Source organism: Sorangium sp. So ce1153 (genome assembly GCF_051521595.1).
GTDB lineage: Bacteria > Myxococcota_A > Polyangia > Polyangiales > Polyangiaceae > Sorangium.
In genome coordinates this window covers 6,007,125-6,025,472 of sequence record NZ_CP150361.1, presented here as the reverse complement: position 1 = coordinate 6,025,472, position 18,348 = coordinate 6,007,125, and the positions used below count along the sequence as shown (strand labels likewise).

Here is an 18,348-nt window from a genome sequence, read left to right as displayed (position 1 = left end):
CCGCCTCCCCGCCTCCCTGTGAAAATTCTCCAGATTTCAATGTGATCGGTGTTCTAGAGTGGACCGTTGATCTTCCCCTGGAACCCCACGACGACGCGGGCGCCGCCGAAGTCCACGAGGGGCACATCGTCGTACGTCTGGCCCGGCTCGAAGCGCCTCGCGGTGCCCGCCGGGATGTCGAGCCGCATGCCGCGGGCCTTCTCGCGCTCGAAGTCGAGCGCCTCGTTGACCTCGTAGAAATGGTAATGGCTGCCGACCTGGATCGGCCGATCGCCGGTGTTCTTGACGGTGATCGTGGTGGCGGGCCGGCCCGTGTTGAGCTGGATATCGACCTGCCCCATGGGGGTGATGATCTCTCCGGGGATCATGAGACCTCCTCCTCGCCTCTACGCCTTGTCCTGCGGCGACGCCTGGATCCCGAGCCGCGGGCCGATCGGGTTGTGGACGGTGACGAGCTTCGTCCCGTCGGGGAACGTCGCCTCGACCTGCACGTCGTGGATCATCGAGGCGACGCCCTCCATCACCTCATCCTCGAAGATCACGCGCGCGCCTCGGCTCATCAGGTCCTCCACGGAGTGGCCGTCGCGGGCGCCCTCCATCACGAAGTCGGAGATGAGCGCGATCGCCTCCGGGTAATTGAGCTTCACGCCGCGCTCCAGCCGCCGGCGCGCGACCATCGCGGCCATGGAGATCAGCAGCTTGTCCTTCTCTCGGGGGGTGAGATTCATCGACTCCTCCTCAGATAGACCAGAACCGCGGCATGCGCGCCGGATGACCCGAGCGCGCCGCCCTGAGCCACGAGACAAGACCGGTGAGATCGCGCCGCACCTGCGCCGGCTCCGCGCCGAGCGCGCGGGCCACGAGCGCCCCGCCGACGAGCGTGACGCCCGCGCGGCTCGAGCCGCGGGCGAGCCGCGCCCGGGCCTCGTCGACCCACGCCGCCGCGTCGTCGGCGACGAGCAGCGCGAGCCCCGCCGCCGTGGCGCCCCCGAAGCCCGCGGGGGCCGCGAGCTGCGCGGCGATGTCGCCGGAGAGGGAGAGCGCGTCCGCCCACGTGAGCCGCCCGCCGCGCCGGACGCGCCAGACGTCGTGCAGCGCGCCGGACGAGAAGCGCTCGCCCCGGGCCAGCCGGCCGAAGACGACGATATCGAGCCCGAGGAGGCTCCCGCCGGGCGCCACGTCGAGCTCGACGCGCCGCTCGAAGCGAGCTCTGTCGAAGAGGATCGTCTCCTGGGGCAGCCACTCGAGCGCGGCGCCCGCCTCGACGCGGAGACCGAGCGAGAGGCGGCTGGGAGCGCCGAGCGAGGGATAGACCTTCTCGGCAGCCTGGCTCGTCACCGTGGCCGTGGCGCCGGGGCCCGCCTCGACGGCGACCCGGAGGACATCGCCGCTGGCCACCCCGCCGGAGGTCGTGATGAACACCCCCAGCAGCGGCTCGTCCGGCTCCTGCCGCGGGAAGAGCATGCGGCACGGCGCGCGGTGCGCGAGGTGCACCGGCCTCGTGCGACCGTGCCGCTCGAAGCGGACCTCGAGGAACCCGTCGTCCCGGCGCAGCCCCAGGTGGTGCTCGGGGTAGTCCTTCGGGTCAGCCATGGAGAGCCCGTGTCGATCGTGCAAACAACCCCCGGTCGCCACCGTCCGCTGCTCGTCGATGCGGCCCGGCCCTTGTACTTCAGCGAACGCAGCGTTGTCCACAACGCGCACGAAGGACGAGCACGGCAGACAGCAGACGGCAGAGGTCTGCGTTGAACCCGAGCGATGACCGCTGACCCGAGCGAAAGCAGCGCTGGCGCCGCGGCTCCGCTCGACACGGATCACGCGGCCGCGCGCTCGCCCTCTGGCAGGGGTGCGCCCCTGGGCGCCTCGCCGTGGAGGAGGATGCGCTTCTCGCGCAGCGCCTTGAGCGCCCGCTCGGTCAGGGTGCTCTGGTAGTCCTGCTTGTATTTCATGTCGAGGACGTGCGCCTCGGCGTCGAGGCGCACCGCCGTGACGTCGCCGAGGATGCACTGGCTCACGCGCACGCAGGGCGGCTGCCCGAGGTAGACATAGCGGCTGCTGGTGACGCACTCCTCCACGACGCGCTTGGCGAGCCCGATGTCCTGATCCAGGGCGATGAAGAGCTGGACGCTGACCGCCATGTCCAGCCGGCCGTGGTTCGCCGACCCGACCGCCTCGGTCAGGAACTTGTTGTTCGGGATCGTCACGAGCAGGTTGTCCTCGGTGACGAGGCGCACCGAGCGCAGCCCGATCGCGACGACCTCCCCGTAGAGATCGCCGAACTTGACCCGGTCGCCCACCAGGAACGGTCGATCGACGATGAGCGTCAACCCGGCGAGGATCGACGAGGCGAGATCCTTGAGCGCGAAGCCGACCGTCACGGCCACCGTGCCGGTCAGGGCGAGCACGACCTCGCGGGAGAGGTGGATGGAGACCGCTGTCGCGACGGCCATGCCGCCGATGTAGAGGCCGAAGCGCAGCAGCGTGCCGACCTGGTTGAGCAGGAGGCGCCGGTGAACATAACGGCTGCTGCCGCGCTCGATGACGGCGGTGACGAGCCGGACGAGGAGCCAGGTGACGACGAGGATCGCGACGCCGGAGAGCACGCCCCCCGCCTGGATCGTCTCGATCAGCTTCGCGCTTTCGACAAGGTCTGCGTCGGATTCCATGGCTGTCCTCTCGTCACGGCTGGATCAGGTGCTTGCGCAGGAGGAAGGTCGTGACCGCGCTCTGCCAGCGGGTGGTGACGCGGTGACGGCCCCCCAGGTCGTCGACGACGCCGAGATCGACCAGCCTGGACAGGGCGTTCTCGCACGGGAGCCGGGGGAACCCGAGCGAGATCGACGCCTCCTCGGTGGTCAGGCTGTCGTGCCACACGACGCTGGCGAGGACGAAGCGCTCCAGCTCGCCGAGCTCCTCCAGGTCGTCGCCGCTGGGGCCGCGGAACAGCTGGACGCGGAGGCGGCGGTCGCCGGCGGGGCTCAGCGATCGCAGCCAGTAGTGGAGGGCGACCCGCGGAGAGCCCTGCGCGTAATCCCAGATGAGGCGGTTGTAGTCCCGCTCGGTCGCGGAGGCGTAGGCCTGCTGGTCGGCCGCTTCCTCGTCCAGGAGGAGGTCGTCGAACGAGAGCGCGAATCCGCTCGCCCGGACCCGCCCGCCGAGCAGCTCGCCCAGCTTCGGCTCGGGCCAGGGCGCGAGCTGCACGATCGTCCGGAAGACGACGGCCCCGCCGCGGGCGAAGACCAGGTACCGGTACGGGTGCTCCGCGAGGGCGCACAGCCAGAACATCCGCGGGGTCGAGTGCTCGACGATCTCCAGGAACGCCTCCCACGCGCCCCACGTGTCCAGGCCGCGCAGGAACAGGTGCTCCAGGTCGTCGACGACGAACAGCCGGCGCGGCTGGCTGCGCAGCCACGCCGCGAGGGCGCCGGCGCCTTCCCGCGCGCCGCGCGGGGCGTCGAGCGCGGCCCCGAGCACGGCGACGACATCGCCCTCGGTGAGCAGCCGCTGCCCGAGCGCGATGCGCTGGCAGGGGATCTCTCCCGCCTTGTGCTCGGCCGCGCGGAGCCAGCTCGTCTTGCCCGAGCCCGCGCCGCCGACCAGGAGCAGCGAGCCCCCCTGGGCGCTGTCCCTCCAGGTGGCGAGCAGCCCCTCGAAACGATCGAGGCCAGGGTAATGGTCGAGCCCCCGGGCCGGGTCCTCGATCGGCTGCTCCGGCAGGCAGACGAGGAGCTCTTCGGGCAGCGCGGAGGGCGCGTCGGCCGCGACGACGGCGCCCTTGCGCCGCTCGATCCGCCGCCGGAACAGGAACGCGAGGACCCGGTGCGACGACTCGAAGCCGAGCAGGAAGCGCCGGGCCGTGCGGCTGAGCGCGGCGAGCGCCAGCGCCACGAACGCGACGATGGCGACGAAGAAGCCGTACCAGCGGCGGCGGGTCGCGCGCACCGCCTCGGCGAGCGGCCCGGCGTCGTTGACACGCACGCGCAGGTAAGCCTCGCAGATGTCGTCGCGCCACCGGCGCATGAGCACCAAGGCGAGCGGGATGGCGCCGAGCCAGGCGGCGCGGCCGACGGTGTGGTGGAGGTACCCCCGGCCGGCCACGCCCTCGGCCAGGGCCAGGAGCAGCTGCACGGCCAGCGCATAGCGGGCCACGGTCTGGAGCGAGCGGAGGAGCTTCGCGCCGACCGCCGCGCCGGGTGAGGCCTCGCGCGAGGCGACGAGGTGGCGCGCGGCGGCGAGCGCGAGGCGGTAGAGGGCGTACGAGAGCAGGAGGGAGTAGCCGAGCTCGATCCCGCGGGCGCGCGCCGCCATGGGCCCGAGCGCCGCGTGGACGCCCACGAGCGCGGCGAGGAAGAGCAGCTCGCCCGAGACCGCCGACAGCGCCGCGTGCGCGCGGCCGACGCCGCGCAGCCAGCGCGGCCGGTGGAGCACGCGACCGAGCGCGGCCTGGGCGCCGTCGAGCAGGCGCCGCCGCCGCCGGGCCAGGAGGAGCACGGCGAGGAGCACGGCGAGGAGGAGGCCGCCGCGCGCGATCGCGGCGGCGGTGTAGAACGGGTCGCGCAGCGCCGCGCGCGCGCCGTCGAGGGCGCTGTCGCGGCGGAGCCCGTGCCACCGCGCCCGCGCGGCGATGTGCCAGAGCTCCGTGCGGAGCTGGTCCATCCCCTCGCGATCGACGCCGAGCGCCTCCTCGCGCCGCGCGTCGCTCAGCCGCGCGAGGAGCAGCTCGCGCGCTCCGTCGAGCGCCTCCTCGGCGCCGAGCGCCTCCTCGGCGCGCTCCCGGGCGGCGCGGCGCGCCTCGACCTCGAGGGCATCGGCCTCGTCCGCGAGGGCGCGGCGCAGCGCCGCGAGCCGCTGGGCCTCGGGCGGCCGAGCGGCGCCCGGCGCGTCGCTGGCGGCCGGCGGCTCGAGTGGCGCCGCGAGGCGCGGCACGGCGGGGGCCGCGGTCAGATCCCGGAGCGCGGCGTCGACCTCCGGACGCAGCGACTGCAGCTCGGCCATGACCCGCTGGAGCAGCGCGTCCGCGGCCTGGCCGCCGTGGTCCACCTCCCGCGCCTCGCGGCCGAGCTCCTCGATCCGGGCGCGCCGCTCCTCGGCCTCGCGCCCGCGCTGCCGCGCCGCGAGCTCCTCGCGCAGCCGGAGACTCGCCTGCTCGCGCTGGACCTGCTCGGCGCGGGCGAGCTCCTCCGCGAGGCGCGCTTCCTCCGGGGACGGCGCGGGCGCGCCGGCGATCTGCGGCTCCGGGGCCGCGGGCGCGCCGGTATCGGCCGCCGCGCCCCCGGCGGCAGGGGTCGCTGTCGCGTCCCCGGCGGCTGGTGCGCCGCGATCGCCGTCCGCCGCGCCCACCGCTGCATCGGGCCCGGCGTCCGCCGCGCCCACCGCTGCATCGGGCCCGGCGTCCGCCACGCCCACCGCTGCATCGGGCCCGGCGTCCGCCGCGGCAGCGCCCCTCCCGGGCGCGACCGCGGCCGGCGCTCCGCCGTCTTCCGCTGCGCCGGCCGCCGGCAGCCCGACCGCGACGGATAGGAGCGCCGCCGCGAGCGCCGCGCGAATGCGAAAGCCCGCTGAACCTACCTTGTCGCGTCGACGCATCGAATTGGTAACGCTCCCCCAGAGGCGCTGATTGCGCTCCGCGCTGCGCACATAGAATATCTGCTCGCCCGTCTCAAGGTCATCGAGCGGGTGAAGACCTGGCGCCCGGGACGGCCGCCGATATCGCCGTCATGCTCGCCGGCACGCGAGGCGAGAGCGGGCCGTACCCGCTAGGACACCGAACAGGTTGAAGCCCCGAGAAAATGAACCACAGAGGCACAGAGGGCACAGAGTTTTTTTGTTGTTCCTCTGTGTCCTCTGTGCCTCTGTGGTTCAAATCTCTTCATTCCCGGGCGTTTCAAGCTGATCGGTGCGCTAGACAGGCGCTTCCACAATGACGCGCCTCACGGGCTCCCGGCGGCGCGCGACGGCGCGCCCTGGAAGGCGGCGGCTAGGAACCGCTCCACGGCCCACGTGGTGATCTGTCCTCCGGGGCCGGCGGGGTTGGCGTCGCAGCCGTGGGTCGCCCAGGGGAGCTCGAGCAGCAGGTGGGGGACGCTGGCCTCGCCGAGGCGCCTCTCGAGACGGCGGCTCTGCTCGACGGAGACCAGCTCGTCGCGGGTCCCGTGGATGAGCAGCGTCGGAGGTGAGCCGGGGACCACGAAGTCGATGGCCGATGCGGCGTCGTAGCGCTCCTTGACCTGCGCGGGTGTCCCGCCGAGGTACTCGCTCAGGGTCCTCGGGCTGTCCAGGACCAGCGGGTTCGTGGGGTGATCCCAGCTCCAGTTGAGATCCGATGGCGCGTACAGCGCGACGGCGCCGCGGATCGCAGGAGCGCCCGCGGTGTACGCGGCCAGGAGCGCCAGCTGGCCTCCGGCGGAGCGCCCGAGCAGGGCGACGCGAGAGGGGTCGAGCTCCAGGCGAGCGGCGTTGTCCTGGAGCCATGTCACGGCGGCGAGCACGTCGTCGCGCTGATCCGGGAAGGTGTGCCGGGGCGCAAGCCGGTAGTTGATCGCCGCCACCGCGAGGCCGCGGGCGGCGAGGTAGCCGTTGAGCCAGGCGAGCTGGGAGCTGTCCCCGCTGTTCCAGGAGCCCCCGTGGATCACCACCACGATGGGCAGAGGCCCGGGCACGCCGGCGCGCCGGTACAGATCGAGGTGCAGCGCGCGACCGTCGACCTCGCGGTAAACATACCGGGTGGGCGCGACGCGAGGCGTGGAGACCGAGAGGAGATCGCCAAGGACGATGGGCGCGGGGCGCGCCGGGGCCCCGGGGAGCTCGGGAGGATGGACCGCGCCGAGCTTCGCGGCGAGCTCCCCCTCGATCCCCTTCGCGTACACGAGGGCTCGAGCCAGGGAGGAGAGCAGGAGGGGGACCGCGAGCGCGGTGAGGCCAGACGCGATCCACCTCTTCGCCCCTGCCCCACCAGGCGGCAATAGCAAGGAGAGGAGCGGAAAGACGGCGAGCACGTGGCCCCACTCGGTCGCGGCGACCGCGGGCTTCCAGAGGACGCCCAGAGGGGCCTTGAAGATCCCCAGCAGCGCCACCCCGAAGAGAAGGAAGCCGAGGAGCAGGCGAAGGCCGGCCAGGTAGTCCACGGGCGCGAGCATAGGGCGAGGAGCGGACGACTCACAAGGCGAGCATCACGCTCGCGCGCTCGACGAGGCTCAGGCGCCCTCGAGGCCGCGGTTCACCGTCGGTTGTCCGGGTGGACCATCCGCAGGAGGGATGGATCGTACGTGAAGAAGGCGTCGAAGAGGTTCAAGAACGAGGGCTTCTCCCGGAGCAGCCGGCAGCAGACGTCGGGGGACAGATCGGCGGGCGCCCCGCCGCGCAGGAGCTGGAGGTTGAGGTCGGCGCTCGGGTTGGTCTCGTCGCGGCTCGGCGCGGGCGCGAAGTTCAGGAGCCAGGAGACGCGATCAAGCAGAGAGGTGTTCGCGCGGCTCCCGTGCCATACGTAGTTGTGCAGGAACAGCGCGTCGCCGGCCCGCATCGTCATCTCGAGGGACCGCTCGGGCGCGTCGAACGGGTCGACATAGATGCACGCCCGCGTCTCGTCGATATCGACGAGGGGGATCCAGAGGTGAACAGAGCCCTTGTGGCGCCTGGAGGCCTCGGAGAAGCCGTCCTTGCCGCCGTCGACGTCCCGATGGCGCCGGGTGGCGTACGATGAGCCCGCGCGCACCACCATGACCTGCTCGTACTCCAGGAACACCTCGTCTCCCAGGATGCGCTGCAGGACCGGACCCAGCTTCTCGGCCAGCGCCTGGAGGAGGTACGGCACGCCGAGCAGCACCTTCTCCAGGTTGATCTTGTCCCGGTACGCGGCCCGCTGCTCCCGCCAGACGTCCGCGATGAGGGGGTTCACGACGGCGCTCAAGGTGCTCACCACGTCCGCGGACAGGACGCCCCGGATCACGGCGAACCCGCGGCGCTCGAAGTGCTCCTTGATCTCGGCCGCGTAAAAGGCGTTGTCGACGGCGCGGATCCCCTCCCACACGTCCACGGGCCCGCCCCGGTCGAGCGAGTGGGCAAAGAAACGCTCTGTCCGCTGGGTGCCGTCGGCGCGCCGCACCACGTACCGGAACGGCTCGCCAGCGGCCAGCTTGCCTGCGTCGACCGTGTAGACATGCGGCAGGTCGGGGTGCGGCTCGCACTCGACCGACGCTCCTCCCCTGGAGCTGGCCATCAGGCGTTCTCCGTGCTGCAGGTGCATCTCGATGAGCCGCTGGCCGGTCAGATTCATGGCAATCCTAGCTCGCGATCCAGGCGAAGCGATCGTCCGTGCCCGCGCCCTCGCTGCTCCCGTCGTCGTCCTGCGCCGCCCACGCGAAACGCCCGCTCCCGCGCCCCTTCGCCCTCGCGTCCGCCTCGCCCCGCCAGGCGAACCGGTCGCCGCGCTTGGTCTTGTCGATCTTCACCTCTTCGTCGTCTCCCTCGATGTCCTCGTAAACGCCGCTCCGGTCGCCGAGCGCGAACGGCCCGAAGCTGTACCCGTCCGAGCTCGCGTCGAGGTCCCCTATATCGTGGTACTGCGCGTCGATGGAGCTGTAGACCTTCCCGCCGACCTTCTTCGAGTACTTGAACCCGTTCGCCAGCGCGGTGTACTTGAGAACGTCGCTCACCCTCCTCGACTGGAGGAGGTTCTGCTCGGTCACCTTCTTCCACGTCTTGATCGCGACGAGCGTGTCCTTGGCCGACGTCGCCGCGGACTTCAGGCTCTTCCCCACGCTCTTCAGCCGCTCTCCGGCGACCTCCCCGAGCTCCGCGGCGCCCTGCTTGAACGACTTCCACAGGCTGCCGTCGGCGGCCTCCGCGAGCTCCTCGAGCAGCTCGTCGCTCTGCGACCGCAGCCGGCTCAGCGAGTCGGAGAAGCTCTCCGCGGCCTGCTTGCCCAGCCTGGAGGCCACGTCGTCGGCGGCCTCCTCGGCGGACTCCTTGAGGATCTTGGTGAGCGTCTCCTCGGCGCTCTCCCGCATGAACGCCTTGCCCGCCCGCTCGACGAACGGCTGCGCGAGGTTCGCGGCCCCCTTGCCCACCGCCTTGGCGCCCTTCAGCACCCCCTTCCCCGCGGCCTTCGCACCCTTCCACATCTTGCCCGCGATCTGGCCGCCGAACTTCATCAGGATGTCCATCGCGATCTCGATCGCTATGTCGACGAGGCACGCCACGAAATCGGCCCAGGTGAAGCCGGCCTTGGCGGTGCCCCAGACGACGGTGAAGTCGAGCGGCAGGCTCACCGGGCTGTTGCACGCGAGGTGGATCGAGAAGGGCACCGTCTTGAACGGCGAGCACGCGAGATCGCAGGCCGTCTCGCCGAAGATCGGGTTGTCGCACCCGATCGTGACGCCGCTCGTCCCCCACACGGAGATCGAGCTCCCGAAGAGGATGGTCCAGGGCAGGAGCGGATTCCACCCCTGGACCACATCCACGTGCGGGACGACGAGGCTCGCGTCGCTCCCCCGCCCCATCCAGTGCACGCCGTCGAGCTGGATCTCGCGCTTGCCCTGGTCCGACCAGAACGAGAAGAGGTGCGTGCCGCTCACGAGCCCGAACGTGAGGTGCGGCCAGTACTTCTGGGGGACATAGGCCCCGGGCGGCGGCATCGGCCACCAGAACAGGGCTTCGTGCCACGAGAGGCCGATGAACACGTTCCACCGCGTGACGGTCAGACAGCCGTATCCCATCGTCAGCGCTCCTTCATCGAGCTGCGCTCCGTCATCGAGCTGATCGCGCCGCCGAGGTCCAGCGCACCTCGCGGCGCAGGTTCATCCGCTGCTCCTCGGTGAGCTCCAGGGCCACGGGGGCCCGCGCGCTCCACACGACGACGACCTCGCCAGGCACGGGGCGCACGACGACGGAGCAGAGGTGCGTCTCCACCTCCGTGAGCCGGCCAGGGTCGAGCTCCAGCAGCACCCGGGGCGCCTCGTCGGGCAGATGGAAGGAGTAGACTTGCCTCGTCGGGTGGAGGTTCCGCAGCTCGAAGTAATCGCCCGGCCCGAGGTCGGAGACGCTCATCCCGGGCGACGCGGTCTGGGCGTGCTCGAGCCGGAGCGGCGCGCCGGGGTCCTGGTAAAGGGGCGGGATCGTCAGGATATCCTGGGCGGCCCAGCCTCGCTCGACCTCGGCGACCCTGGCGTCGGGCTGGCACGAAGGCGCGAGCCCGAGGTACGCGATCCGGGGGAACCAGGCCATCGACTGGAAGTCCCACCCCGCCGGGAGCGGGGCGTGGATCCACCGGGTCGGCTTGCCCACGGCGAGGCGCTGGGGCGTCAGCGGGTCGAACGGGTACTCGAGGTTCGGGATCGGCAGCCCCGTGAAGCTCTCCGCGTCGAGCTCCATGAGATAGCCGTAGCCGCAAGGGTTCCTGGGATAGTGATACGGCGTGTCGGACAGCGTGCTCATTCCCCGCCTGGCGTCCTGGATGAACTGACCGAGGATGTCGCCGTTGCGGCCGAGCGCCGTCAGGTCGACGCCGCCATAGGCGTAGTCGTAGCGGACCGGGACCACCTCGATGGGCGTCGCCTCGGAGAAGCGCGGCTTGCCCGCGCGGTCGAGCTCGCCCACGCGGTCGCCGTGGACCACGATCTCGCGCTGGTGCTCGCCGAACTGCACGCTGGCGGTGAGCTTGCGCGTCCCTGGCCTGTAGGCGTGCGCGAACGCCTGGACGACGACGTCCGTCGCCCGCCGGAACGGGAGCAGGTCGTCGACGACGAGCGGCGGCGAGACGCGCGGCGGCTTGCGCTTGTCGTTGTAGGGGATCTCGTCGTCGTGCAGGACCTCCTGCCGCCCCGGGGCGTCGAGCTCGCAGCGTCCGTTGTGGATCCGGTAGGTGCGCTTCATGACCCACGCGATCCACCGCTGTCCGTCGGGCTCGCCCTGCAAGAGCATCTCGGTCCTGCGGCGCTGTCGCGGCGCCGGCGCCGGCGCTGCGGACGATGTCTCGCGGTCCGTCACGGCTGCCTCCCGCTCACTCGGCCTCGTAGATGCGCCACCGGCCGCGCCAGTGGTTCTTCTCCGGCTCCGCCGCGTCTCCCGGCTGGCGCCGCGTGTCGGTGAGCAGCGGCTCCATCTGGTCCCAGAAGGCCTGACCCAGCGCGGGGCCGAAGATCGCCGTGACCGTGTCCTTCATGAGCTCGTGGCGCTGCTCGTCCGGCAGCAGATCGAACGGGTCGGCGGGGCGCGGCATCGCGCCATCGTACCCGGCGCGCGCGCGGCGGAGGGCGCATTTCGCGGCGAAGCGCCGGGCGGCGTGCTCATCCCACGTCGAGCCACGTCCGTGCGCTCACCGGCTCGGCGCGCCACGCCGTGCCGAGCGGAGCCGGCGCTCCGGTCCGCTTCGCCGGCGATTCACCGGCTGCTCTCGCGGGGGCCGCGGAGAGGCGCTTGACCTTCCGTGGCGCGGTTGCGACCGTGCACCACGGCGACATGAGCGAGAAGCAGGCGACACTCCCGCTGACCCCTGCGCAAGCCGAGCAGCTCGCGGCGCAGACGCTGCCGTTCTCCCCGGACAGCGCGGCCGGCGGGATGGGCGGGGTCGTGTGCGTCCCGCTCACGACGTCGGCGACGGCGACGGCGGCGCGGGCGGCGATCGACTCGATCCCGTGGCGCCACGAGGGCAAGCTCCGGCTGACGGTCGTCGTCAAGGCCAGCTTCTCGATCGACGCCTCGCCGATGCGGCCCGCCGAGACCGTGGAGCCGATCCGCGCGAAGGACGTGCTCCATCGCCGCGGCCCGACGGCGCACGCGATCGCGACCAGCGACAGGGTCCCTTACCGCCAGTACGTGGACGTGACGGCCCTCGGGCACGCCTGCGCGCCGGGAGGCCGCCCCGTCGCCGAGATGACGGCGCGGTTCGCGCTCGTGCAGCGCGGCGCGCCCGGGTTCGACAAGGCCGTGCGGGTCGTCGGCCGCCGCGCCAGGCCCGGGATGCCGCCGGATCCGTTCGCGCGGCTGCCGATCACCTACGAGCGCGCCGCCGGCGGGCTCGGCGCGCCCGACAACCCGGCGGGCTGCGGCGAGGACGACGACGAGCTGCCGAACGTGCTCGATCCGGTCGATCCGCGGAGGCCGGCTGGCTTCGGCCCCGTTGCGGCGAGCTGGCCCTCGCGCAGCAAGCGCCTCGCGGCGAGCGCGCGCGCCGGGCTCGACGCGGCGGTCATGGAGGTGCCGAGCGGCATCGACTGGACGTACTTCCAGGGCGCCCCGCGGGATCAATGGGTGAGCTCGCTCCAGCCCGGCGCGGTGGTCGTGCTCGAGGGCTTCCACCCGGAGCGCCCGCGCATCCAGAGCGCGCTGCCGGACGCGCGCGTCGACGGGGCGGTGTACGGCCTCGACGACGCCGATCCCGACGCCCCGAAGCGGCTCGTCTTTCACGCCGACGGCCTCCACGTCGACGCCGATCGCCTGCTGTGCACGATCACCTGGCGCGCCCACGTGGACCTGCGCGAGCTGGCGCAGCGCGAGCGGCTGATGGTGGTCGCCGGCGTGGGCGTCGGGAGCGCCCCGCAGGTGCCGCCGCGGCGCCCGGCGCGTCCGGCGCCCGCGGCGGCCGGGCCGTCGCGTTCCAGCGAGCCGCGCGAGCCGCGCCGGCCCGAGGGGGGCGCGGGCGGCACGCTGGGGATCGACGAGGTGCGCGCGCCGGTGCGCGCGGCCCCGCCGCCGGGACCGCCGCCGCCGAGCGCGCCCCTGCCGGGCGTGAGCGTGCAGCCGCCGCCGAGCGCGCCCCTGCCGGGCGTGAGCGCGCAGCCGCCGCCGGTCCCGCCGCCGCCGAGGCTCGAGGAGCAGCCGGCGCCGGGCGCCGCGCCCGCGGAGGAGCCGGTCCCGATCGAGCGCTACGCCGCCGTCGCCTCGGAGCTCGCCGACGAGGGCGCGGTGCGCGGCAAGGTGCTCTCCGCGCACGAGCTCGACGAGCCCACCTGGCGGAAGGCCGAGCGGCGCTGGCGCGGCGAGCTGGAGCGCGAGCTGAAGCGCGGCGAGCGCGCCCTGCGCGAGCGCTTCGACGACGCCTACGTGAGCGCCTGGGAGCAGCGCCACCCCGACCGGTTCGGCGTCGCGCAGTACGCGCGCCTCGTCAGGGCCACGCGGCGCGGCACGCTCACGCTCGAGATCGCCGACCAGGGGCTCGACCCGTTGCTCGGCATGCGGCTCAAGCGCGTGTGGCAGCGGCGCGTCGCCGCCCGCGCCGCGCTCGCGGAGCAGGTCGATCGCGCGCTCGCCGCGCTGTGATGTCGTCGCATCGCTGGCGGTCCGCGAGCGTGCCGCGCCCCTCGGACCGAAGCCTCTTCACGGCCGCGTAGGCCCAGACGTCCGAGGGGTGGCTGCGCGCCAGTGGTGCGCTGCCAACGAGCATTCGCGACGTGAGCCGCACGCACCGATCGGCCCCCCCGTCTATCCCTGGAAGCGAAGCGACATCGTCCGCGATCGGCCGCGCGAGTCATCGCTTGCGCGCGACGTCCCGGACATCTCGCGCGTGCCTTGGCGAGCTCGACGAGCTCGCTCGCGGCCATGTGCACGGATTCACCGAAGAACGACAGCCTTTCCTGTATCCTCCTCATTGAGGCAAACGTGCGTCACCATCAAATGCCCCAGAGAGCAGGAGCCCATGGCCGCAGCACGCTGCCGTTCAAGGACAATCCGTTCCCGCCTCACCCAGTTCATTTCCGCGACGGTGCTATCCCAAACTGGATGCACGATCTTCGACGAAAGACCGACACCGACGTGCACAGATCCGTCCCCCACGTGCCAAGCGCTGTGTGTACAGGGACCCGGATTCCCTCAGCCAATCGGATGCGGGAGAACGACGCCACGACAAGAACAGTTCCTGGATATACTAGGCACAAAGAACTGCGACAAGTGGCGCGAGTCACTGCCCACCAGCGGCGATCCCAGTCTAACCATCACCCCTCAAATGGTCGGAATAACGCCCATTAAGAAGGATCCCTGCTACTACTAGCTCACGCTGTCCCGGAGACCCATTTACCACACCAAACGGACCTCAGACGACGTTCATCGTCACTCCGCAACATCCGACAGATGGGAACCTCACCGACACCGACACCGACAACATGGATTGGATTGGGATCCATCGCGATCGCCGCGCTCGCGGCGGCATACAATCTGGGAAGATTCTCGGCAGAGCGCGACGACCGAAATCAGCCGCACCGGGACGTCGCCAGCAAGGACGATCCCGATCTTCGATCGACTCTGAGCGCTACCCGGAAACAGTTGGCCAGCTGCGAGAAGACCCTCCAGCGTCGCGATCACCATCTTCAGCAGATAGAAGGAAAGCCCCACACCAACGAAGAAAATCCTACACCTTCACCTGAGCCAGAGCTTCCGAAGCAATGCATGATCGCATCGGCAGCGACGCAGGTGCACACGCTGTCCGCCAACTGCACGAACTTCAGGAGACATTTCGACGCATACAAGTCCATACTCGGCAGCAGCACGATCGACTGCGAAACCGTGTTGAGCATTCGAGACCTCGCTCGAAATCAGCACTCGATCTGTGTCGTCATTGCAAAATCCTTCGAGGACGGATCACACTCAGATCTCATGAGCGACGTTCGCGGCGTCGACGCGATGGAAAATTCCTACATGCTCAGGAGCGAGTTCGGCGACATCGACATAAATGAGCTGGTGAAGAATCCGGAGTGTATAGCCCGCATGCAGACCGAGTGACTCGGACGTATCTCACGCCGCCGTTCATCTCGTGGGAGCCATTGGCCCGCCGTTCGAGCAGGCCACAGCAGCCGTTCTTGCGCGTGCTATCAGGGCTCGGAGTATTTACTCTTGCCGCTCTGGCACCAGCGCAAGAGCAACGTCCCCCAGAGAAATTCCACTGGAACGGGCTTTACCTCAACGGCATCGTTCAGACAAAGCTCCCCCACCTCGCGAGACTTGGAGCCACATATGATGGCGGAACAGCTCCGGGGGCCGTCCATACAGTCATGGTGAGCTTCGGACAGACCGCGAGTCCCACCCGAGAGCTCAACATTGGGTACTTTATCGGCGTTGGAGTGGGCAAGGAGAGCATGTCGACGATAGAAGGCAAGAAACTGGGTGTTCATGCCACGTTCGAAGCCGGACCGTTCCGGGCGAGCGCGGCCACGAACCTTCAACTTTACAGATTGATCGGAGCCGTTCTTCCCATGTTCACCACGACCTTGAGGCCGCAGGGGACCCTTGTCCGGACCACGCACGTCGACCTGTTCCTCGGCGGGGACGTCTATTCCCTCAATCTCAACGTCCAGCTCGGCTTCACGTCGGGATTACGGTTCAGGGACATAAGAATCTTCGATCGAAGGATCGATGGGCTCATATCGATAACCGAGATGAATGCCTGGACCAGCGTTCCAACGCATGGAACCCTCTGGGCCGCCTGCGTCGAATCGCGCCTCGGGGTCGTCGTCGATCTGGAGTCCGACAAGGGAGAAAAGCGTGATCAAATTCATGAGTATGGGCAACTCTGATCGGTCGCGGCAGGGGTAGTGCCCACCCCCTCTCGTCTTGCAGCCCATCGTGGGTGCCAGCCCACACCGAAGTCCAGCAGAACAGCCTGACGCTCCAGCGAACGAGGGCGGCGGATGGCGTCCTGGCCCACATGGATTCGATCTCGCACCACTCGGCACGGATCCCGCCAGAACGCCGCAGCCTGTCGTGAGCACGACGCTCGCCGTACATCAGGAACCGCCAAAACGCGCGGAATACGCGTTCAGCAGTTCAGCTTGATCCGCTCGCCGAGCAGCTGCACGTCGTCGTTCGCCACGAGCTGCACGTCGCCGCGCCTTGCCTCGATCGTCGCCTGGCGGGCCTCGGCCCGCAGCTCGCCGCGCACCCGCGTCGTCGCGTCGCCCGCGACCGTCTGCGCGAGGTCGCCGCCTGTCTCGTGCACGATCCCGTGCTCGGCCCGCACGTGGAAGCGGTCGCAGTCGACGCGCACCGCGCCCGGTGACGAGAGCTCCAGCTCTGCCGCGCGGATCCGCAGCACCGGCCCGCTCGGGGTGAAGCGCACGTCGAGCTCGACCTCCCCGGACGCGCTGCGGACCGTCACGCGCTCTCCTTCGCCCGCTTCCCCCGCGGCGCCACGCACCTCGACCACGCGCCCCGACGGCAGCTCGACGCGGCGGCCCTCTTGATCGCGGCGCGTCTCCTCCGCGATCCGCTCGATCAGCGCCGGCAGGCGATCCACCTGCTGCGCCTCCGTCACGACCTCCGGCGACCGAGCTTCGTACGTGGGCTTCATGGCGGCGCGCTCGAGGGGCCGTTCCCCCTCGTCCTTCCCTCGAAGGAGAGCCTACCCGCCCTCCGGCGGCAACCGGGCGCCGCTCCGCCATCGAAGCGCGCCTCGCGGCGCGCCTCGAGGACGCGGGCTCACCGGCGCGCCAGCGTCTCGGTCCCGGCGAGCGTGCCGCCCAGGCTCGCCCAGCGCCCCACGAGCTGCCGGCCCTCGACCGCATAGCTCACCACGCCGACCTGCTGGCCCGGCGACCAGCCCACGACGAGCTGATCGCCCGAGCGGATGCCCACCCCCTTGAGGGCGCCGGTGCTCAGCATCCAGGTCACGGCGTAGGTGTCGCCCGCGGGGGCGATGACGACCGTCCCCTGGCGGCCGCCCTCGACGATGCGGTAGCTGCCGGCGAGCCCCTCGGGGCCTTGCAGCTCCTCGGCCGTCACCTGGCCGGGCCTGTCCGTGGAGATCCACTGCCCGCGGAGGCGACCGCCGTCGATGCGGTAGGCGGCCGCGCCGTACGGGCCGCCGCTCGCCCAGCCCACGGCGAGGGTCTCCCCCTGCACGAACGCGATCCCCTCGTACCCGGCCCCCTTCGTGATGATCCAGGCGATCCGGTACGTGCTCCCCGTCCTGGAGAGGAGGACGTTGCCCGCGTAGCTGCCCTGCCCGCCCGGGTTGCGCGACGAGACGATGTCGTACGTGCCAGCCAGGTCGAGCTCGCTGCTCGCCGCCGCGCCCGGCGGCCGCGCGGTCGTGTCCGCGGCCGCGCCGGCGCCGCCCTGGCGCGGCGTGACCTCGGCGCGCTCGGGCGGGTTCAGGTGGCGGTGGACCAGCACGCCCCCGAGCATGGCGACCGGGCCGATGAGCAGCGCGCCGCCGATGTACGCGAGCAAGCGACGCGGGGACGCCTTTCGCCGCGGCGGGACCTGGACCAGCGCCAGGGTGCCGCCCGCCGCGCCGCCCACGTCGGTGCGGGAGATCTCCGGGTAGGTAGGGCCGGAGTAGACGGGCGGGACCGGCAACGACGGCGCCGGCGGCGGGGGCGCGCTCCGATAGGACGCCGCCGCGAGCACGGGGTCGAGCGCCGCCATGGCCTGCCCCGCGTCGGCGAAGCGGGCGCGGACGTCGCGGGCGACGCACCGGGCGAACCAGGCGTCGAAGCCCGGGGGGATCAGGTGCGCGCAGCCCTGGAGCGCGGCGCGGGCGGAAGGCGGGTCGAGCGGGCCGAAGAGCACCTCGCGCAGGAGCGACATGACCGAGGCGCTCTGCCCTCGGCTGGGCTCGACCCAGTAGAGCCGCGCGGTGAGCAGGTAGTAGACGAGCAAACCGAGCGCCCAGACGTCCGACGCCGGGGTGACCTGCACGGCGAGCTCGGTCTGCTCGGGCGCCATCCAGAGCGGCGTCCCGACCGACGCGGTCATCAGCGAGCTGGCCCGCGTCTCGGCGACGACCTTCGCCACGCCGAAGTCGAGCACCTTCACCTTGAAGCGGACGTTCTGCTGCCGGGGCCGCGCGATGAAGACGTTCTCGGGCTTGAGGTCGCGGTGCACGACGCCCGCGCGGTGGGCCGCCGCGAGCGCGTGGCACAGCTGCCCGGTGAGCTCGCGGACCTCGTCGGGCGGCAGCGGGCCGCGCTGCGCCACCACGGCCGAAAGATCGGCCCCCTCGAGCAGCTCCATGGCCAGCCACGGCGTCTGCGTCGCCGGATCCACGCCCGCGGCGACCACCTCCACCACGTGGTCGCTCTCGATGCGCGCCCCCACCCGCGCCTCCTGCTCGAAGCGCTCGCGGAAGCGGGGGTCCTGCGCGAGCTGCGCGTGCATCAGCTTCACCGCGCGCGGCTTGCCCGTCGAGATCTGCTCGGCGACGAGCACGGCGCCCATGCCCCCCTGGCTCAGGGGGCGGACGATGCGGAAATCGCCCCCGAGGACCGTGCCGGGAGAGAGCGGTGCGGCTGTCGTCGTGTTGACCATGGGGACCCTGCAGGCGACGCCGGCCTGCGCGCCCCGGTAGCGTACCCCCGAACGCGCGGCGCGGGGCATGGCAGCGCGTCGCCGCGCACCGCAGAGCGTCCGGCGCGGCGGGCC

At 71.4% G+C, this 18,348-nt stretch carries 15 protein-coding genes; 3 read left to right on the top strand and 12 right to left on the bottom strand.

Annotated features, from left to right (window positions below; genetic code table 11):
• Window positions 1-53: 53 nt before the first annotated feature.
• The 10 genes from WME85_RS21450 to WME85_RS21405 all read right to left on the bottom strand — a co-directional run bounded on the left by WME85_RS21450 (window position 54) and on the right by WME85_RS21405 (window position 11,215).
• On the bottom strand, window positions 54-368 hold the full coding sequence (locus WME85_RS21450) for an urease subunit beta (RefSeq protein WP_437840563.1): 315 nt from the start codon (window positions 366-368) through the stop codon (window positions 54-56).
• A gap of 18 nt (window positions 369-386) precedes the next feature.
• Window positions 387-728 carry an urease subunit gamma gene (locus tag WME85_RS21445; RefSeq protein ID WP_437311303.1) on the bottom strand — a complete coding sequence of 114 codons (342 nt, stop codon included), beginning with the start codon at window positions 726-728 and terminating at the stop codon, window positions 387-389.
• 10 nt (window positions 729-738) lie between these two features.
• Window positions 739-1,593 carry an urease accessory protein UreD gene (locus WME85_RS21440; RefSeq protein WP_437840562.1) on the bottom strand — a complete coding sequence of 285 codons (855 nt, stop codon included), beginning with the start codon at window positions 1,591-1,593 and terminating at the stop codon, window positions 739-741.
• 221 nt (window positions 1,594-1,814) lie between these two features.
• Window positions 1,815-2,666 (bottom strand): mechanosensitive ion channel family protein, encoded by an 852-nt coding sequence (locus WME85_RS21435; RefSeq protein WP_437840561.1) that lies wholly within the window; start codon window positions 2,664-2,666, stop codon window positions 1,815-1,817.
• Between the two features lie 13 nt (window positions 2,667-2,679).
• Entirely contained in the window at window positions 2,680-5,586 is a 2,907-nt protein-coding gene (locus tag WME85_RS21430) for a hypothetical protein (protein WP_437840560.1), read from the bottom strand.
• Between the two features lie 344 nt (window positions 5,587-5,930).
• Window positions 5,931-7,124, bottom strand: coding sequence for an alpha/beta hydrolase fold domain-containing protein (locus WME85_RS21425; protein ID WP_437840559.1), 1,194 nt, complete (start codon window positions 7,122-7,124; stop codon window positions 5,931-5,933).
• Between the two features lie 92 nt (window positions 7,125-7,216).
• Window positions 7,217-8,272: a phytanoyl-CoA dioxygenase family protein gene (locus WME85_RS21420; protein ID WP_437840558.1), complete on the bottom strand. Its 1,056-nt coding sequence runs from the start codon at window positions 8,270-8,272 to the stop codon at window positions 7,217-7,219.
• A gap of 7 nt (window positions 8,273-8,279) precedes the next feature.
• On the bottom strand, window positions 8,280-9,713 hold the full coding sequence (locus WME85_RS21415; RefSeq protein WP_437840557.1) for a hypothetical protein: 1,434 nt from the start codon (window positions 9,711-9,713) through the stop codon (window positions 8,280-8,282).
• A 31-nt stretch (window positions 9,714-9,744) separates the two neighbouring features.
• On the bottom strand, window positions 9,745-10,983 hold the full coding sequence (locus WME85_RS21410) for a DUF2169 domain-containing protein (protein ID WP_437840556.1): 1,239 nt from the start codon (window positions 10,981-10,983) through the stop codon (window positions 9,745-9,747).
• Between the two features lie 13 nt (window positions 10,984-10,996).
• Window positions 10,997-11,215, bottom strand: a complete 219-nt coding sequence (locus tag WME85_RS21405) for a hypothetical protein (protein WP_436618398.1) — start codon at window positions 11,213-11,215, stop codon at window positions 10,997-10,999.
• 197 nt (window positions 11,216-11,412) lie between these two features.
• Between WME85_RS21405 and WME85_RS21400 the strand changes: the two genes are divergently transcribed.
• The 3 genes from WME85_RS21400 (at window position 11,413) to WME85_RS21390 (ending at window position 15,500) form a co-directional block, all read left to right on the top strand.
• Window positions 11,413-13,254: a DUF2169 domain-containing protein gene (locus WME85_RS21400; protein ID WP_437840555.1), complete on the top strand. Its 1,842-nt coding sequence runs from the start codon at window positions 11,413-11,415 to the stop codon at window positions 13,252-13,254.
• 807 nt (window positions 13,255-14,061) lie between these two features.
• Window positions 14,062-14,709, top strand: a complete 648-nt coding sequence (locus WME85_RS21395) for a hypothetical protein (RefSeq protein WP_437840554.1) — start codon at window positions 14,062-14,064, stop codon at window positions 14,707-14,709.
• Window positions 14,710-14,786: 77 nt separating this feature from the next.
• A complete protein-coding gene (locus tag WME85_RS21390) occupies window positions 14,787-15,500 on the top strand; it encodes a hypothetical protein (protein ID WP_437840553.1) in 714 nt (237 codons plus the stop codon).
• A gap of 242 nt (window positions 15,501-15,742) precedes the next feature.
• Here WME85_RS21390 and WME85_RS21385 read toward each other — a convergent pair whose 3' ends face one another.
• Window positions 15,743-16,273: a hypothetical protein gene (locus tag WME85_RS21385; protein WP_437840552.1), complete on the bottom strand. Its 531-nt coding sequence runs from the start codon at window positions 16,271-16,273 to the stop codon at window positions 15,743-15,745.
• A 128-nt stretch (window positions 16,274-16,401) separates the two neighbouring features.
• A complete protein-coding gene (locus WME85_RS21380) occupies window positions 16,402-18,303 on the bottom strand; it encodes a serine/threonine-protein kinase (protein WP_437840551.1) in 1,902 nt (633 codons plus the stop codon).
• Window positions 18,304-18,348 lie beyond the last annotated feature (45 nt).